At 72.7% G+C, this 15,132-nt stretch carries 15 protein-coding genes; 9 read left to right on the plus strand and 6 right to left on the minus strand.

Annotated features, from left to right (window positions below):
* Positions 1-18: 18 nt before the first annotated feature.
* On the plus strand, positions 19-222 hold the full coding sequence (locus H6G99_RS12370; RefSeq protein WP_146134609.1) for a hypothetical protein: 204 nt from the start codon (positions 19-21) through the stop codon (positions 220-222).
* A gap of 24 nt (positions 223-246) precedes the next feature.
* On the opposite strand, the gene cobO is transcribed toward H6G99_RS12370, so the two are convergent.
* On the minus strand, positions 247-951 hold the full coding sequence (gene cobO, locus H6G99_RS12375) for a cob(I)yrinic acid a,c-diamide adenosyltransferase (RefSeq protein ID WP_190611775.1): 705 nt from the start codon (positions 949-951) through the stop codon (positions 247-249).
* Positions 948-2,189, minus strand: coding sequence for a site-specific integrase (locus H6G99_RS12380; RefSeq protein ID WP_190611776.1), 1,242 nt, complete (start codon positions 2,187-2,189; stop codon positions 948-950). The genes cobO and H6G99_RS12380 overlap by 4 nt, the downstream gene beginning before the upstream one ends.
* A gap of 161 nt (positions 2,190-2,350) precedes the next feature.
* Here H6G99_RS12380 and hemH point away from each other — a divergent pair, with 161 nt between their 5' ends.
* The 6 genes from hemH (at position 2,351) to ppsA (ending at position 9,230) form a co-directional block, all read left to right on the plus strand.
* Positions 2,351-3,526, plus strand: a complete 1,176-nt coding sequence (gene hemH / locus H6G99_RS12385) for a ferrochelatase (RefSeq protein WP_094586840.1) — start codon at positions 2,351-2,353, stop codon at positions 3,524-3,526.
* Positions 3,527-3,563: 37 nt separating this feature from the next.
* Positions 3,564-4,121, plus strand: coding sequence for a M23 family metallopeptidase (locus tag H6G99_RS12390; protein ID WP_353617244.1), 558 nt, complete (start codon positions 3,564-3,566; stop codon positions 4,119-4,121).
* A 191-nt stretch (positions 4,122-4,312) separates the two neighbouring features.
* Complete coding sequence (gene ilvB, locus H6G99_RS12395) at positions 4,313-6,112, plus strand: biosynthetic-type acetolactate synthase large subunit (protein WP_190611893.1); 1,800 nt, start codon at positions 4,313-4,315, stop codon at positions 6,110-6,112.
* Positions 6,094-6,450 (plus strand): hypothetical protein, encoded by a 357-nt coding sequence (locus tag H6G99_RS12400; RefSeq protein ID WP_190611779.1) that lies wholly within the window; start codon positions 6,094-6,096, stop codon positions 6,448-6,450. The genes ilvB and H6G99_RS12400 overlap by 19 nt, the downstream gene beginning before the upstream one ends.
* Positions 6,447-6,686: a GIVxVP protein gene (locus H6G99_RS12405; protein ID WP_190611780.1), complete on the plus strand. Its 240-nt coding sequence runs from the start codon at positions 6,447-6,449 to the stop codon at positions 6,684-6,686. Before H6G99_RS12400 ends, H6G99_RS12405 begins: the two co-directional genes overlap by 4 nt.
* A gap of 75 nt (positions 6,687-6,761) precedes the next feature.
* Complete coding sequence (ppsA, locus tag H6G99_RS12410; RefSeq protein WP_190611781.1) at positions 6,762-9,230, plus strand: phosphoenolpyruvate synthase; 2,469 nt, start codon at positions 6,762-6,764, stop codon at positions 9,228-9,230.
* Between the two features lie 42 nt (positions 9,231-9,272).
* Here ppsA and H6G99_RS12415 read toward each other — a convergent pair whose 3' ends face one another.
* Positions 9,273-9,428, minus strand: a complete 156-nt coding sequence (locus H6G99_RS12415) for a hypothetical protein (protein WP_158219578.1) — start codon at positions 9,426-9,428, stop codon at positions 9,273-9,275.
* Positions 9,429-9,580: 152 nt separating this feature from the next.
* Here H6G99_RS12415 and H6G99_RS12420 point away from each other — a divergent pair, with 152 nt between their 5' ends.
* A complete protein-coding gene (locus tag H6G99_RS12420) occupies positions 9,581-11,269 on the plus strand; it encodes an NAD(P)/FAD-dependent oxidoreductase (protein WP_190611783.1) in 1,689 nt (562 codons plus the stop codon).
* On the opposite strand, the gene H6G99_RS12425 is transcribed toward H6G99_RS12420, so the two are convergent.
* From H6G99_RS12425 to H6G99_RS12435, 3 genes are read right to left on the minus strand one after another with little or no spacing between them, the layout of a single operon-like run.
* Entirely contained in the window at positions 11,229-12,047 is an 819-nt protein-coding gene (locus H6G99_RS12425) for a purine nucleoside phosphorylase YfiH/LACC1 family protein (protein ID WP_190611785.1), read from the minus strand. The genes H6G99_RS12420 and H6G99_RS12425 overlap by 41 nt on opposite strands.
* A 5-nt stretch (positions 12,048-12,052) precedes the next feature.
* A complete protein-coding gene (locus tag H6G99_RS12430; RefSeq protein ID WP_094586856.1) occupies positions 12,053-12,937 on the minus strand; it encodes a Tab2/Atab2 family RNA-binding protein in 885 nt (294 codons plus the stop codon).
* A complete protein-coding gene (locus H6G99_RS12435) occupies positions 12,934-14,238 on the minus strand; it encodes a S1 RNA-binding domain-containing protein (protein WP_190611786.1) in 1,305 nt (434 codons plus the stop codon). The genes H6G99_RS12430 and H6G99_RS12435 overlap by 4 nt, the downstream gene beginning before the upstream one ends.
* A gap of 72 nt (positions 14,239-14,310) precedes the next feature.
* Between H6G99_RS12435 and H6G99_RS12440 the strand changes: the two genes are divergently transcribed.
* On the plus strand, positions 14,311-15,117 hold the full coding sequence (locus H6G99_RS12440) for a creatininase family protein (protein ID WP_190611788.1): 807 nt from the start codon (positions 14,311-14,313) through the stop codon (positions 15,115-15,117).
* Positions 15,118-15,132: the final 15 nt, after the last annotated feature.

A 15,132-nucleotide genomic window follows, 5' to 3' on the forward strand; every position in this document is an offset into this window, starting at 1 on the left:
CCCCAAAGGAGCACCGCCATGGCCGTCGACCCGCCCGGATGTCCCGTCCCCCGCGGCCCCCGCGGCAGTGACGTCATGGCCCGGCTGACGCTCTCGGCCCTGGACCGGGCCAGCGGCAGCCCGGGGTTCTGGGGCGAGCCGGAGGTGCACCGGGCCCTGCTGGTCAGCGGGCTGTCGGTGCTGGTCTGCAGCCTGGCCCGGCTGCGGGCCGACCTGGACTGACCCCGGCTCTCCAGGAGAACGCCCTCAGTACTCGATGCCCGCCTGGGCCTTGACCCCCTGCTCCCGGAAGGGGTGACGCACCACCTTCATCTCCGTGACCAGATCGGCCCGCTCCAGCAGGGCCGGCGGGGCGCCGCGGCCGGTGAGGGCCACATGGGTGAGGGGCGGTCGCAGGGCCAGACCCTCCAGCACCCGCTCGGGCTCGAGATAGCCCAGCTTGAGGGCCACGTTGATCTCGTCGAGCACCACCAGCTTGCGCTCGCCGTCGGCGAGGTAATCGCAGGAGCGCTCCCAGGCGCTCTGCACCAGCTGGCGGTCGCGCTCCCGGTCCTGGGTCTCCCAGGTGAAGCCCTCACCCAGGGCATGCCAGTGGAGGTCGTCGCCGAAACGCTCCAGGGCCCGGGCCTCCCCCGGCTGCCAGCCGCCCTTGATGAACTGCACCACCGCCACCTTGCCGCCGTGGCCCAGGGTGCGCAGCACCAGGCCCAGGGCCGCCGTGGTCTTGCCCTTGCCCTCGCCGGTGAACACGAGCACCAGCCCCTTCTCCAGGTTCCGCTCCCCCACCCGCTGCTGCTGCACCTCGCGGCGGCGCTGCATGCGGCGGCGGTAGGCCTCCTGGTCCACCTCGGGGGCCAGGTCGCCCCCCGGGCCCAGCTCCTCGGCCTGGCGATCCAGGGCCAGGGTGTCGTCCGCCACGGGGGCAGGGGTCGGGGAGGCGTTCGCCGTCATGGGGAGCGGTGTCCGTTTGCGGCACTCTGGCGGAGCCGTGCCAGGGCCGTGTCGACCGCCTGCTGCTGGTCCCGCCGGGTGATCCAGTGGTGGTAGGTGCGGGTGTGGATCGCCACCGAGTGGCCCATCATCCGGGCCGCCACCGTGTCCGGCAGGCCGATGTGGATCGTGCGCACGGCCCAGGCGTGGCGCAGGTCGTAGGGGGTGATCGGCAGCCCGTAGCGGCGGAACTGCTCCGCCACCCGCCGGCCCACCTGCTGCAGGGTGGTGCGGCGCAGGTCGGTGCACACCCGGGGCAGCTCGGCGCCGCCCTCCCCCAGGCCCTCCAGGCCGAAGTGCTCCACCCAGTCGGGCTGGAACGGCCACACCTGGTGCTCCCCGGTCTTGCTGGTGGGCAGCACCCGCAGCACCCGGTCGCCCCCCGGCGCCAGGGCGGAGAGGTCGCAGAAGAACACCTCGTGGTTGCGCAGGCCGTAGGTGGCCATCAGCCCGTAGGCCAGGCGCCAGCGGGGATTGGGGATGGCCGCCACCAGCTCCAGGATGCGGGCGTCGCTGGGCAGCCCCCGGAAGCGGGCCACATGCAGGCCGTAACCACCGCTGCGCTCGCTCCAGTCGGCCGGCAGGGGGAGTTCGAGGTGGCGGGCCAGGGCCCCGAGGGCGAGGCCGCACTGCTGGCGGCTGCGGCTGGCCAGGGGGTAGGTCTCCAGCACCTGCTCCAGCAGGGGCACGTCGACGGTCGCCGGCGTGGTGCCTGACGCGGCGGCCACCGCCGCCAGCCGCCGCAGGTAGGGCCGGTAGGCGCCGCTCCAGGTGCTGCGGCTGCCGGCGGGCCGGCGGCGGCGGCGGGGATCGGCGAAGAAGGCGGCCTCGAAGCCCTTCAGCAGCGGCGTGAAGCCCGCGGCCTCGGCGGGGGAGCCCGCCGCCGGGGGCGCCGGCGCGGGGAACGGCGCCCCAGCGGCCACGGCGGCTGGGGTGGTCTCTGGCGCGGACGGCCGCCGGCGCCAATGCTCCCAGGAGAAGCGGCCCCGCTCGACGGCCTCCCGCACCCGGGCCAGCTGGTCGAGGGCGGCGGCCACCCCCTCCGCCGTGGCCGGCAGCCCCAGGCTGATCCGCTGCACCGGCCGCGCCGCCGTGCCCTTCGGACAGGGCAGGGGGCCGCGCAGACCAAGCCGCTGCTGGCGGATCTCCAGCCGCAGGCCGGTGCCCGAGGCCGCCAGCTGGCGGTTCTGCCGCTGCACCAGTTCTGTCAGATCGGCGGCCGGGAAGATGGTGGGGCGATCGGGGAGCTGAGCCGGAAGCTACCCCTGCCGTCCCGGGGCCGCCAGGGCAGGGGGGGGTGACCCGCCGGGCAGCCGCCGGTGGGGAGGCGGGGTTACGCTCTGCCTTTCTGATCGAAGGCATGGCCAGGGTCGGCGTGCTGCTGCTGAACCTCGGCGGTCCGGAGCGGATCGAGGACGTCGGGCCATTCCTCTACAACCTGTTCTCCGATCCGGAGATCATCCGCCTGCCCACGCCGGCGCTGCAGAAACCCCTGGCCTGGCTGATCAGCACCCTGCGCAGCGGCAAGTCGAAGGAGGCCTACCGCTCCATCGGCGGCGGCTCTCCCCTGCGCCGCATCACCGAGCAGCAGGCCCGGGAGCTGCAGAGCCGCTTGCGTCAGGAGGGTGTCGACGCCACCAGCTACGTGGCGATGCGCTACTGGCACCCCTTCACCGAATCGGCGGTGGGCGACATCAAGGCCGACGGCGTGGAGGAAGTGGTGGTGCTGCCGCTCTATCCCCACTTCTCGATCAGCACCAGCGGCTCCAGCTTCCGGGAGCTGCAGCGTCTCCGCCAGGCCGACCCTGCCTTCCGCCGGCTGCCGATCCGCTGCATCCGCAGCTGGTACGACCATCCCGGCTACATCAATGCCATGGCCGGGCTGATCGCCCGGGAGATCGGCAACTGCGAGACACCGGCGTCGGCCCACATCTTCTTCAGTGCCCACGGGGTGCCCAAGAGCTACGTGGAGGAGGCCGGCGACCCCTATCAGAAGGAGATCGAGGCCTGCGCCGCGCTGGTGATGGAGCGCCTCGAACAGCTGCTGGGCCATCCCAACCCCTCCACCCTCGCCTACCAGAGCCGGGTGGGGCCGGTGGAATGGCTCAAGCCCTACACCGAGGATGCCCTGCGGGAACTCGGGGAGCAGGGCGTCCAGGAGCTGGTGGTGGTGCCGATCAGCTTCGTCAGCGAACACATCGAGACCCTCGAGGAGATCGACATCGAGTATCGGGAGATCGCCACCGAAGCCGGCATCAGCCACTTCCGCCGGGTGCCGGCCCTCGACACCGACCCCACCTTCATCCAGGGCCTCGCCGACCTGGTGCACGAAGCCATGGCGGGCCCGGAGGTGAACCTCGACATGGCGGCCCAGCTGCCCAAGAAGGTGAAGCTCTACCCCCAGGACAAATGGGCCTGGGGCTGGAACAACAGCTCCGAGGTCTGGAATGGTCGCCTGGCGATGGTCGGATTCTCCGCTTTTCTGCTGGAATTGCTCACCGGTCACGGCCCGCTGCATGCCCTTGGACTGCTCTGACCGCCCAAGGCGCACCGGCCTGCGGAGCCGTTCGCTGGTGATCGCCGCCACCCTGGGGCTGAGCAGCCAGACCCTGCCCGCCGAGGCCCGCAGCGCCAGCCTCTGGGTCAGGGGGGTGTTTCCGGTGGCGAGCTTCGCCGGCTACACGAGCGGTTTCGGCATGCGCTCCCATCCCCTCAGCGGCGACGTCCGTCCCCACTACGGCATCGACATCGCCGCGCCCCTGGGATCGCCGATCCGCAGCTGGTGGGCCGGAACGGTGAGCGAGGTGATCGTCGACGGTGGCTGCGGCAACGGACTGGTGATCCGCTCGGGCAGCTACGAACACATCTACTGCCACCTCGGAGGCCAGGCCGGCAACGGTGTCTACCGCAGCGGCGGCGTCCTGCTCCGGGAGGGGCAGCGGGTGGCCACCGGCCAGGTGATCGGCCATGTCGGCCTCACGGGCAGCACCACCGGCCCCCACCTCCACTGGGGCATGCGTTACCGGGGCGCCTGGATGGATCCGGCCCGAGTGTTGCGGGCCATGGCGGAGAGCCGCCGTCAGCGCAACCCAAACCCCCTCCAGCGACCTAACCTTGGTGTCTTCCGCTGATGGTTCCGAGACCCCTGCCCGGATGCCTGGCTCCCGGGCCGACCGCTCTCCCATCCTGACGATTTCCTCCCCTTCGCCCGACCCCAGCCGCCGCCGTGACGCTCACGCCCCTTCCCTCCGCCATCGCCGCCGCCGGGACCAGCAGCCCCAGTGCTCCCGCCCCTGAGGCGTCGCAGCCGTCGTCGGCGCCGATGCGGGTGAGCGGGGCCTACGCCCTGATGGATGCCCTGCACCGCCACGGCGTCCGCCACATCTTCGGCTATCCGGGCGGAGCGATCCTGCCCATCTACGACGAGCTCCACAAGGCGGAGGCCCGGGGCTGGCTGAAGCACATCCTGGTGCGCCACGAGCAGGGCGGCACCCACGCCGCCGATGCCTACGCCCGTGCCACCGGCCAGGTGGGCGTCTGCTTCGGCACCTCCGGCCCCGGTGCCACCAACCTGGTCACCGGCATCGCCACGGCCCAGATGGATTCGGTGCCGATGGTGGTCATCACCGGCCAGGTGCCCCGGGCCGCCATCGGCACCGACGCCTTCCAGGAAACCGACATCTTCGGCATCACCCTGCCGATCGTGAAGCACTCCTGGGTGGTGCGCGACCCGGCCGACATCGGCCGCATCGTGGCGGAGGCCTTCCTGATCGCCGCCAGCGGCCGCCCGGGCCCGGTGCTGATCGACGTGCCCAAGGATGTGGGTGCCGAGGAGTTCGACTACACCCCCGTGGCTCCGGGATCGGCGATCCCCTCGGGCTTCAAGCGTTCGCCGGCCCCCAGACCGGAGGCCATCGAGGACGCCCTGACCCTGATCCGCCAGGCCCGGCGCCCCCTGCTCTACGTCGGTGGCGGCGCCATCGCCTCCGACGCCCACGCCGAGGTGCACCAGCTGGCCGAACGCTTCCGGCTGCCGGTCACCACCACCCTGATGGGCAAGGGGGCCTTCGACGAGAACCATCCCCTGGCCGTCGGCATGCTCGGCATGCACGGCACCGCCTACGCCAACTTCGCCGTCACCGAGTGCGACCTGCTGATCGCCGTCGGGGCCCGCTTCGATGACCGGGTCACCGGCCGCCTCGACAGCTTCGCCCCCCGGGCGCAGGTGATCCACATCGACATCGATGCGGCCGAGGTGGGCAAGAACCGGGTTCCCGAGGTGCCGGTCGTCTCCGATGTCAAGCAGGCCCTGGAGGCCCTGCTGCAGGCCTCGGTCGGCGAAGGCTCCAACCGCCGCACCGACGCCTGGCTCGAGCGCATCGACACCTGGAAGCACCACTACCCCCTGGTGATCCCCCAGCCCACCGGCGAGATCGCGCCGCAGGAGGTGGTGATCGCCCTGCGGGAGCTGGCCTCCGAGGCCTTCTTCACCACCGACGTGGGCCAGCACCAGATGTGGGCGGCCCAGTTCTTGCGCAACGGACCCCGGCGCTGGATCAGCAGTGCCGGCCTGGGCACCATGGGCTTCGGCATGCCCGCCGCCATGGGCGTCCAGACGGCCTTCCCCGACGAGACGGTGATCTGTGTGGCCGGTGATGCCAGCATCCTGATGAACATCCAGGAGCTGGGCACCCTCAGCCAGTACCAGCTGCCGGTGAAGGTGGTGGTGCTCAACAACGGCTGGCAGGGGATGGTGCGTCAGTGGCAGGAGAGCTTCTACGAAGAGCGCTACTCCAGTTCCGAGATGACCGGCGGCATGCCCGATTTCCCCGCTCTCGCCGAAGCCTTCGGCGTCAAGGGCATCGGCATCACCGACCGGGACCAGCTGCGGTCCGGTCTGGCCGAGGCGCTGGCCCATCCGGGTCCGGTGTTCGTCGATGTGCGCGTGCGCCGCAACGAGAACTGCTACCCGATGGTGCCCCCCGGCGCCAGCAACGCCCAGATGGTGGGCCTGCCCAGCCATCCCGAGCTGGCCATCGACACCATCCGCCAGTGCAATGCCTGCGGCAGCACCACCGCCAGTGCCCACCTGTTCTGTCCCAGTTGCGGCGCCAAACTCTGAACCTCCTCGCGCTCCTGCTGGCCCTGGTGATCGCCTTTCCGGGTGCTGCGGCGGCTGCGGAGGTGTTCCAGGTGCGCAGCGGCACCCTGCTCCAGGTGGGTGATGGCAACCGCAGCTACCCCGTGGAACTGGCCTGCATGGAACTGGCGCCAGGCCAGGAAACCGAAGCGATCAGCTGGCTGCGGCAGGTCCTGCCCCGTCGCACCAGGGTGAACCTGCGCCCCATGGGCCAGCGGGACGGCACCCTGCTGGCCAGGGTGAGCCTGCTGGCCGGCGGCGACGACATCGCCGACGGCCTGATCGCTGCCGGCCTGGCCCGTCCGGAGGCCTGTCCATGAGCCTCAACCGCACCGCCAAGGGCATCGTGCTGGTGCCCACCCTGCTGCTGGGCGGGGCCTTCCTGGCCGCCGGCACCTGGGTCGACGGTCCCGCCGCCGCCAACCGGGGCCTGGCCCTCACCCTCGGCGGCATCCTCATGGGAGCCGGCCTGCTGGCCCAGCTGCTGCCCGAATCCGACCCGACCCCCACCGACCCCAACCCGGACCCCAACCCGGACGCCAACCCCGAACCCTGAGGGACGACCAAAGATCACAGCCCGGCGCCGGCACGGGTGGGCGGGCCCAGAGTTGGCTCAGTCAGGGCGAAGGGGATGCGGGACTCCGATCGGCTCGTCGTACCCCTGGCCAGGGTCGGCCTCGACGCCATCGCTGAGGTTGGCGGCAAGAACGCCTCACTGGGCGAGATGATCCAGCAGCTGGAACCCGCCGGCGTCCGGGTGCCGGGGGGCTTCGCCACCACGGCCGCCGCCTACCGGCTGTTCATCGCCGCCAACGGGCTCCGGCCGGTGCTGGCCGAGCTGCTCGACGGGCTGGATGCCGACGACCTGGCGGCCCTGCAGGCGGCCGGCCAGGGGGCCCGGGAGCGGCTGGGCCGGGCGGAACTGCCGCCGCCGCTGGCCCAGGCGATCCTGGCCGCCTACCGGGAGCTCAGCGATGAACTGGCCTCCGGCGGGGAGCTGGCCTCCGGCGGTGGCCCGGCCGTGGTGGCGGTGCGCTCCAGCGCCACGGCCGAGGATCTGCCTGAAGCCAGCTTCGCCGGGCAGCAGGAGACCTTTCTGCACGTCGAGGGGGAGGCGGCGCTGCTGGAGGCCTGCCGGCGCTGCTACGCGTCGCTGTTCACCGATCGGGCCATCGTCTACCGGCAGCAGCACGGCTTCGATCACCTGGAGGTGGCCCTCTCGATCGGGGTGCAGCGCATGGTGCGCTCCGATCTGGCCAGTTCCGGGGTGATGTTCAGCATCGACACCGAAACCGGCTTCCGCGACGCCGTGCTGCTGACCGCCGCCTGGGGGCTGGGGGAGAACGTCGTGCAGGGCGCCGTGAACCCCGATGAGTGGCTGATCTTCAAGCCCACGCTCGAGCAGGGGTTCGCCCCGATCCTGAGCCGGCGGCTGGGCAGCAAGGCCCTGCGCATGGTCTATGCCGACCCCACCGGCGGCGATGGCCGGGCCGTGCGCAACGAGGCCGTCACCCCGGAGGACAGCCGCCGCTTCGCCCTCAGCGACGCGGAGGCCCTGACCCTGGCGCGCTGGGCCTGCGTGATCGAGCGCCACTACGGCGAGCGCCGCGGCGTGCCCACGCCGATGGACATCGAATGGGCCAAGGACGGCCTCAGCGGCGAGCTGTTCATCCTCCAGGCCCGGCCGGAAACGGTGGAATCCCGCCGGGGCGCGGCGGTGCTGCGCAGCTGGCACCTGGAGCCGCACACGGCCGAAGAGATCACCAGCGGCCGGGCCATCGGCGCCTCGGTGAGCAGCGGCCGGGCCCGGGTGATCAGCGATCCGGGCGAGATCGCCCGGTTCATGGACGGCGACCTGCTGGTGACCCGCCGCACGGACCCCGACTGGGAGCCGATCCTGCGCAAGGCCAGCGGGGTGGTCACCGACCAGGGGGGCCGCACCTGCCACGCGGCGATCATCGCCCGGGAGATGGGCCTGACGGCGATCGTCGGCACGGGCGACGGCACCGCGCGGATCGCCGACGGTGACAGCATCACCCTGAGCTGCTGCGAAGGGGACGTGGGCCACGTCTACCGGGGGGCGGTGCCGTTCCGGGTGGAGGAGCAGGCCATCGGCGACCTGCCGGCCACCCGCACCCGGATCCTGATGAACGTGGGCAACCCCGAGGAGGCCTTCCACCTGGCCTCGATCCCCTGCGACGGCGTGGGCCTGGCCCGGCTGGAGTTCATCATCGCCAACCACATCCGGGTGCACCCGATGGCCCTGCTCGAGCCCGGACGGGTGACGGCGGCGGCCGACCGGGCCGCCATCGCTGAGCTGGTGGCGGGGTATGACGCGCCGGCCGACTACTACGTGGACCTGCTCAGCCAGGGCATGGCCCGGATCGCCGCCGCCTTCCATCCCCGGCCGGTGATCCTGCGCTTCTCCGACTTCAAGAGCAACGAGTACGCCCGCCTGCTGGGCGGAGCGGCGTTCGAGCCGGCGGAGGAGAACCCGATGATCGGCTGGCGCGGGGCGTCGCGCTACTACGCCCCCGCCTTCCGCCCCGCCTTCGCGCTGGAGTGCCGGGCCCTGCGCCGGGTGCGGGAGTCGATGGGGCTGGCCAACGTGATCCCGATGGTCCCCTTCTGCCGCACCCCCGAGGAGGGGGACCGGGTGCTGGAGGTCATGGCCGGCGAGGGGCTGGTGCGAGGGAAGGACGGCCTGGAGGTGTACGTGATGTGCGAACTGCCGAGCAACGTGATCGGCGCCGAGGCCTTCGCCGAGCGTTTCGACGGCTTCTCGATCGGCTCCAACGACCTCACCCAGCTCACCCTGGGGCTCGACCGGGACTCGGCCCTGGTGGCGGACCTGTTCGACGAGCGGCATCCCACCGTCAAGGACATGATCCGGCTGGCGATCCGCACGGCCCGGCGCTGCGGCCGCAAGATCGGCATCTGCGGCCAGGCCCCCAGCGACTACCCCGACTTCGCCCGTTTCCTGGTGGAGGAGGGGATCGACTCGATCAGCCTCAACCCCGATGCGGTGGTGCCCACCCGCATCGCCATCGCCGCCCTGGAGGCCGAGCTGGACGCCGCCGGCCCGGCGGGCAGGGCCTGACGGGGCCGGTCTCCGGTTCCCCTCAGCAAGCGGCCTGGCGGATCAGCAAGCGGCCTGGCGGAGCCGCACCGGCTCAGAGCTTGCCGGCGCACCGACCCCCTCGAACCAGAGACGCCAGAGCAGCAGGGCATGGGCACCGCAGCGCACCGCGCAGAGCGCCGCCAGACCCATGCAGAGGGGGCAATGAGCCAGACCCATCCGAAATCCGGCCCCAGGCGCGATCAGGTTCCACCTTCGCACCTTCTGCGGCGGATCGGCAGGGGACGCCACAAGCGTTGGCCCCCGTCCGGCGCGTTGGCGCCCGCCCCGCCGTGCCCTAGAACGCCAGCAGCCCTCCAACCGCCACGGCCGTGCTGCGCCTCAGCGAGCTGAAACTGCCGCTCGATCACAGCGCCGCCGACCTGGAGGCGGCCATCACCCAGCGGCTGCGGCTCGCCCCCGGTGAGCTGCGCGGCCATCACCTGGTGAAGCGCAGCGTCGATGCCCGGCGGCGCGGTGCCATCGCCCTGGTGTACTGCCTCGACCTGGAGCTGGAGGCCGGCGCCAGACGCCGCCTGCTGCGCCGCTTCGCCGGCGACCCCCACCTGCGGCCGACACCGGACAGCCGCTACCGCCCGGTGGCCCGGGCCGAGGGAGCCGGCGCGGAGCTGCGCCCGGTCGTGGTGGGCGCCGGACCCTGCGGCTACTTCGCCGCCCTGCTGCTGGCCCAGATGGGCTGGCGGCCGCTGCTGCTGGAGCGCGGCAAGGCGGTGAAGGAGCGCACCGCGGACACCTTCGGCTTCTGGCAGGGCCGCCGCCGCTTCGATCCCGGCTCCAATGCCCAGTTCGGCGAAGGGGGAGCCGGCACCTTCTCCGACGGCAAGCTCTACAGCCAGGTGAGCGAGAACCCCGCCTACATCCGCAAGGTGCTGGAGGAGCTGGTGGCGGCCGGGGCCGATCCGGAGATCCTCACCCTGCACCACCCCCACATCGGCACCTTCAAGCTGGCCACGGTGGTGCGCGGGCTGCGGGCCCGGATCGAGGCCCTGGGGGGCGAGGTCCGTTTCGGTCAGCACGTGGTCGAACTGCTGTTGGGGGACGGACCCGAGCGGCGCCTGGCGGGCGTGCGGCTGGCCGACGGCACGGCCATCGCCACCCAGCATCTGGTGCTGGCTCCAGGCCACAGCGCCCGGGACACCTTCGCGATGCTGCACCGCCTCGGCGTGGCCATGGAGCCGAAGCCCTTTGCGATCGGGGTGCGGATCGAGCATCCCCAGGCCCTGGTCGACCGGGCCCGCTGGGGGGAGGCCGCCGGCCATCCGCGGCTGGGGCCCGCCGAGTACAAGCTGGTGCACCACTGCAACGGCGAAGGGAAGGCCGGCGCCGGCCGCAGCGTCTACAGCTTCTGCATGTGCCCCGGAGGACTGGTGGTGGGGGCCACCTCGGAGGAGGGCTGCGTGGTCACCAACGGCATGAGCCAGCACTCGCGCCGGGAGCGCAATGCCAACAGCGGCCTGGTGGTGCCGATCACCCCGGAGGATCTGGCGCCCTACGCCCAGGACGGGGAGGAGGCCCTGGCAGGGATCGCCTTCCAGCGCCACTGGGAGCGGCAGGCCTTCGACGCCGGCGGCGGCGACTACCGGGCACCGGCCCAGTGGCTGGAGGATTTCCTCGAGCACAGACCCAGCCGGGAGTCCCCCCCGGAGGCGGTGGTGGGCTCCTACCAGCCCGGCCTGCGTTTCGGCAGCCTGGACGGCTGCCTGCCGGCCTACGTCCTCGACGCGATCCGGGAGGCCCTGCCGGTGTTCGCCCGCCGCATCCCCGGCTACGCCATGGCGGGGGCCCTGCTGACCGGCGTGGAGACCCGCACCTCCTCGCCCCTGCGGCTGCAGCGCCACCCCACCGGGCTCGAGAGCCTCAACACCCCGGGACTCTTCCCGGCCGGGGAGGGGGCCGGCCATGCCGGCGGCATCCTGTCGGCGGCGATCGACGGCATCAAGGTGGCCGAAGCGGTGGCCCTCAGCCTTGCGACACCACACCGCTCCACTGCACCGCCCTGACCCCGTCGCGGCGCCAGGAATGGAACAGGGCCGGTTCGGCCATGGTGCAGAGCGGGCAGAGGCCGATCCGCTCCGGGGCGATCCCCTGCCGCTCCAGCTGCAGCGCCGTGGCCCGTCGGATGTCCAGCCGGTCCCGGCCGGGGGCGGGATCCGGCAGCAGGGCGCCGCAGCGCTCCAGATCGGCCAGGGCCCGCTCCTCCGGTGGCGGCCCGCTGCCCTCGGCCGCCATGGCGGCGGCCACCTGCAGGGTCACGGAGCGTTCCACCTGGTAGCGGAAGCCGGCCACGGCCGGGCCGAGCGCCACCACAAGCCGGTCCCGGCTGGCGCCGTCCGCCACCAGCCCTTCGATCGCCGCCGGCACGATCCTGGCCGCGACCCCGCGCCAGCCCGCGTGGCAGGCCGCCACCAGGCCGCTGGCGGGGTCGGCGATCAGCACGGGGGTGCAGTCGGCCCCGCACACCCAGAGGCTCTGGCCGCCCCGGTCACTGCGCAGTCCGTCGGCCTCCGGCCAGGGCTCCCGGTCGGCGTCGGAGGCGGCCAGCACCGCACCGCCATGCACCTGGCGGGTGCGGTGCACGCTGACGCCGGCACTGATCGCACCGGCCAGCTCCTCGGGCGGCCGGCCCTGCCACTGGCGGGTGAAGAAGCCGTGCTCGAAAGCCGCCAGCAGGTCGCACTGGAGATAGTGGCCGCCATAGGTGCCCACCCAGGTCCAGCCGGGAAGGTCGTTGAAGCCGGCATCGGGCCGATCGAAGGGGGGCTCGAGCGCCTCAGCCATGCGCCTCAGCCTTCGGGCAGGTCGCGCAGCAGCCAGAAGCCCTCGAGGCTGGAGGCCTCCTCGCTGGCCTGGATGGCGATGAACTGCAGACCGCCGGCCCGCTCCCTGGCCTCCGCCAGGGCCTGCTGGGCCAGCCGTGCCTCCTCCTCCGGCAGTCGCGCCAGGATCCAGCGATCCTCGAGGCCGGCCTCCAGCACCAGCTGGCCGCCGCTGACCTCCAGCCGGGTCGGCTCCAGGCCGGACAGCCAGCCGGCGATGGCCAGGGCCCGCCGTCGGCTGAACAGCCGGATCCCGGGCACCGGGGTGGCGGGATCAATGTCGGAGGGAAGGGCCACCAGGCCGGGGAAGGCGATCTCCCAGCCGCCGGCCTCGGCCAGCGTGGCGGCCGGCAGGGTGGCCCAGCCCCAGCTGTCGCCCCGGGCCGCCTCGGGCAGGGGCAGGGCCACGGGGGGAATCGGCTGCGGTGGCGGGGCGAGGGGGCCGGCCATGTAGCCGGGCTCCAGGGGGTAGACGCTGGCCTGCCGCTCCCGCAGCCACTCGACCAGGCCGTAGCAACGCCGGCTCGGCACCAGCTCCAGGCCGAGCCCTTCGGCCGCCCGCTGCACCATGGCCCGCATCGAGCCGCGCCAGCAGCGCAGCCGCCGCGGCGGGCCGTAGCCCTGCTCGGCGGCCGCCGCCAGGGCCGCCTCGATCGCCCCGCGCAGCCACTGGGAGTTGACGCTGGCGGCCGGACAGGCCATCGACCAGCGGAAGGGGTCCGGCGCCGGCTGCAGACCCTGCGTCGAGCAGATCAGCAGCTCCCAGCGCTTCTTGCCATCGGCCTCCAGGATCGGCCTGGAGTAGTAGTCGAGCTCCCAGTCAGGGCTGGGTGCCTGCACGGCTGGGCTCATCCTGCGTCCTGTTCCTGCTGGCGCAGCAGCGACCGGGCCCGGTGGGCCCGGTCCTCGGCCTCGGCCATCACGGTGTCCTTGGCGATCAGCAGCTCGCCGGGGGGACCTTCGAGCAGGGCGGTGTTGAGGGCGATGCGGCCCCGGGCGGGGTCGACGGCGGTGATCAGGGCCTTGAGGTGCTCACCCTGCTGGAACGCCTCGCGCAGATCCCTCAGGGCACCGCCGGTGATCGAGGACTGGTGCAGCAGGCCGCTGACACCGCCCAGGTCGACGAAGAAGCCGTAGGGCTTGATCGACACCACCTGGCCTTCCACGAGCTGCCCCACCTCCAGGGTGGCGAAACGGGCGGCGGTGGCGGCCCGCTTCTCGGAGAGCACCAGCTTGCGGGTCTCGGCGTTGACCTCCAGGAAGGCGACGCCCAGGGTCTGGCCGATGAGGGCCTCATGGTTCTCACCCTCGTTGAGCTGGGAGCGGGGGATGAAGCCCCGCAGACCCTCCAGGTCGCAGGTGACACCGCCGCGGTTGAAGCCGTTCACCTTGACCTGCACCACCTTGCCCTCCTTCTCCAGCTGGCGGACCTTCTCCCAGCTCTGGCGCAGGGCCAGGGCGCGGGCGCTGATCGTCACCATGCCGTCGGCGTTCTGCTCGCGGGTGACGAGCACCTCGATCGGCAGCCCCTTCGGGAAGCGCTCCTTGAGGTTGGTGATCACCCCCAGGCCGCACTCGCTCTTGGGCATGAAACCGGGGGCCTTGCCGCCGATGTCCACATAGACGCCGTCGCTCTCCATGCCGATCACCACCCCCTGGACCACCTCGCCGGTGGTGCCCACCGGGGCGTTCTCATCGAGGGCGGCGAGGAAGGCCTCCTCGTCGAAGTCGAAATCGTCGACGGTGCGGGCCTGGCGGGAGGATTCGCCAGGGGCGGCCTCGGTGGCGGCGGGGGCCCGGCCGGCCGAGCGCGCCGAACCGCCGCGCCGATCCGTGGCCGGTCCGAGCAGATCGGCCATCGTCAGGCCCTCGATGCCCGCCAGATCAAAGCGGTCGTCATCGTCCGCGGCGGGCGAGGGGGGGCGCACCGGTGCGGCGACCGGAGCGGGGGCCACCGGTGTGGCGCTGGCCGGGCCGGAGGCGGTGGGGGCGAGGGGGGGGTCGGGCGCCGCCTCGTCCTCCTTCTTGATCATCAACACCTGGGGGGGCTTGCGCAGCGGCGCCGGGGCCGAACCGGCAGGCCTCGCCGGCGGCGTGGGGCGCTGGGCGGGGTTCCGGGGCTGACGCGGCGCGGGGTTGCCGGTTCCTGCCATGGAGGTCCTCAGCGAAGCACGGGGCTCCACACTGTACGAATCACCCTTCTGAGGCCGCTCCTCCCCCCGCCGATGCCCCCCAGCACCGAGCGACGCCTCGCCAGCCTCAGCTGGACCACCGTGCGTGAGCAGGCGGCCCGTCCGGGCAGCACGGTGCTCTGGCCCCTGGGCGCCGTCGAGCAGCACGGTCCGCTGCTGCCCCTCGGCACCGATGCCCTGTTCGCCGAACGGGTGGCCGCCGCAGTGCTGGACCGGCTCGATCCCGACCTGCCGATCTGGCGTCTGCCGCTGCAGAGCCTCGGCTTCTCCCCGGAGCACCTGGGCTTCCCGGGAACCCTGAGCCTGCCGGCCGAGCTGCTGATCGACCTGGTGCGGGCCGTCGGCCAGGGGGTCGCGGCGGCGGGCTTCCGGCGGCTGGTGCTCTTCAACGCCCATGGCGGCCAGATCGGCCTGCTGGAGGCGGCGGCCCGGGAGCTGCGGGTGCTGGAACCCGCCCTGGCGGTGCTGCCCTGCTTCCTGTGGCGCGGTGTCGATGGACTGGGGGCGCTGATTCCCGAACCGGAACGCAGCAACGGCCTCCACGCCGGTCTGGCCGAGACCAGCCTGATGCTGTTTCTCGAACCGGGCACCGCCGGGCCCCTCCCCGCCGCCGACGGCCCCGGCGAAGGCCAGGCCCCGCCTGAGGGCTGGAGCCTGGAAGGGGCCTGCCCCAGCGCCTGGCGCACGCAGGAGATCAGTGCCAGCGGCGTGATCGGGGATCCGTCCGGCGCCAGCGAAGCGCTGGGCCGCGAGCTGTTCGGCCGGCTGGTGGAGAGCTGGGAGCGACGGCTGGAGGCCCTGCTGCACAGCAACTGGCCGCCGACATCCGGCGGAGCGTGACTAAAGTCGTGGGAT

The sequence above is a fragment of the Synechococcus sp. FACHB-909 genome (assembly GCF_014698945.1).
GTDB lineage: Bacteria > Cyanobacteriota > Cyanobacteriia > PCC-6307 > Cyanobiaceae > Cyanobium.

What these genes read in the sequence shown, in the direction of transcription:
- H6G99_RS12425 (WP_190611785.1), bottom strand. Translation starts at nt 12,047, where the DNA reads ATGGCTGAGGCGCTCGAGCCCCCCTTCGATCGGCCCGATGCCGGCTTC.
- H6G99_RS12440 (WP_190611788.1), top strand. Translation starts at nt 14,311, where the DNA reads ATGCCCCCCAGCACCGAGCGACGCCTCGCCAGCCTCAGCTGGACCACC.
- H6G99_RS12430 (WP_094586856.1), bottom strand. Translation starts at nt 12,937, where the DNA reads ATGAGCCCAGCCGTGCAGGCACCCAGCCCTGACTGGGAGCTCGACTAC.
- ppsA (WP_190611781.1), top strand. Translation starts at nt 6,762, where the DNA reads ATGCGGGACTCCGATCGGCTCGTCGTACCCCTGGCCAGGGTCGGCCTC.
- H6G99_RS12405 (WP_190611780.1), top strand. Translation starts at nt 6,447, where the DNA reads ATGAGCCTCAACCGCACCGCCAAGGGCATCGTGCTGGTGCCCACCCTG.
- H6G99_RS12435 (WP_190611786.1), bottom strand. Translation starts at nt 14,238, where the DNA reads ATGGCAGGAACCGGCAACCCCGCGCCGCGTCAGCCCCGGAACCCCGCC.
- hemH (WP_094586840.1), top strand. Translation starts at nt 2,351, where the DNA reads ATGGCCAGGGTCGGCGTGCTGCTGCTGAACCTCGGCGGTCCGGAGCGG.
- cobO (WP_190611775.1), bottom strand. Translation starts at nt 951, where the DNA reads ATGACGGCGAACGCCTCCCCGACCCCTGCCCCCGTGGCGGACGACACC.
- H6G99_RS12415 (WP_158219578.1), bottom strand. Translation starts at nt 9,428, where the DNA reads ATGGGTCTGGCTCATTGCCCCCTCTGCATGGGTCTGGCGGCGCTCTGC.
- ilvB (WP_190611893.1), top strand. Translation starts at nt 4,313, where the DNA reads ATGCGGGTGAGCGGGGCCTACGCCCTGATGGATGCCCTGCACCGCCAC.
- H6G99_RS12370 (WP_146134609.1), top strand. Translation starts at nt 19, where the DNA reads ATGGCCGTCGACCCGCCCGGATGTCCCGTCCCCCGCGGCCCCCGCGGC.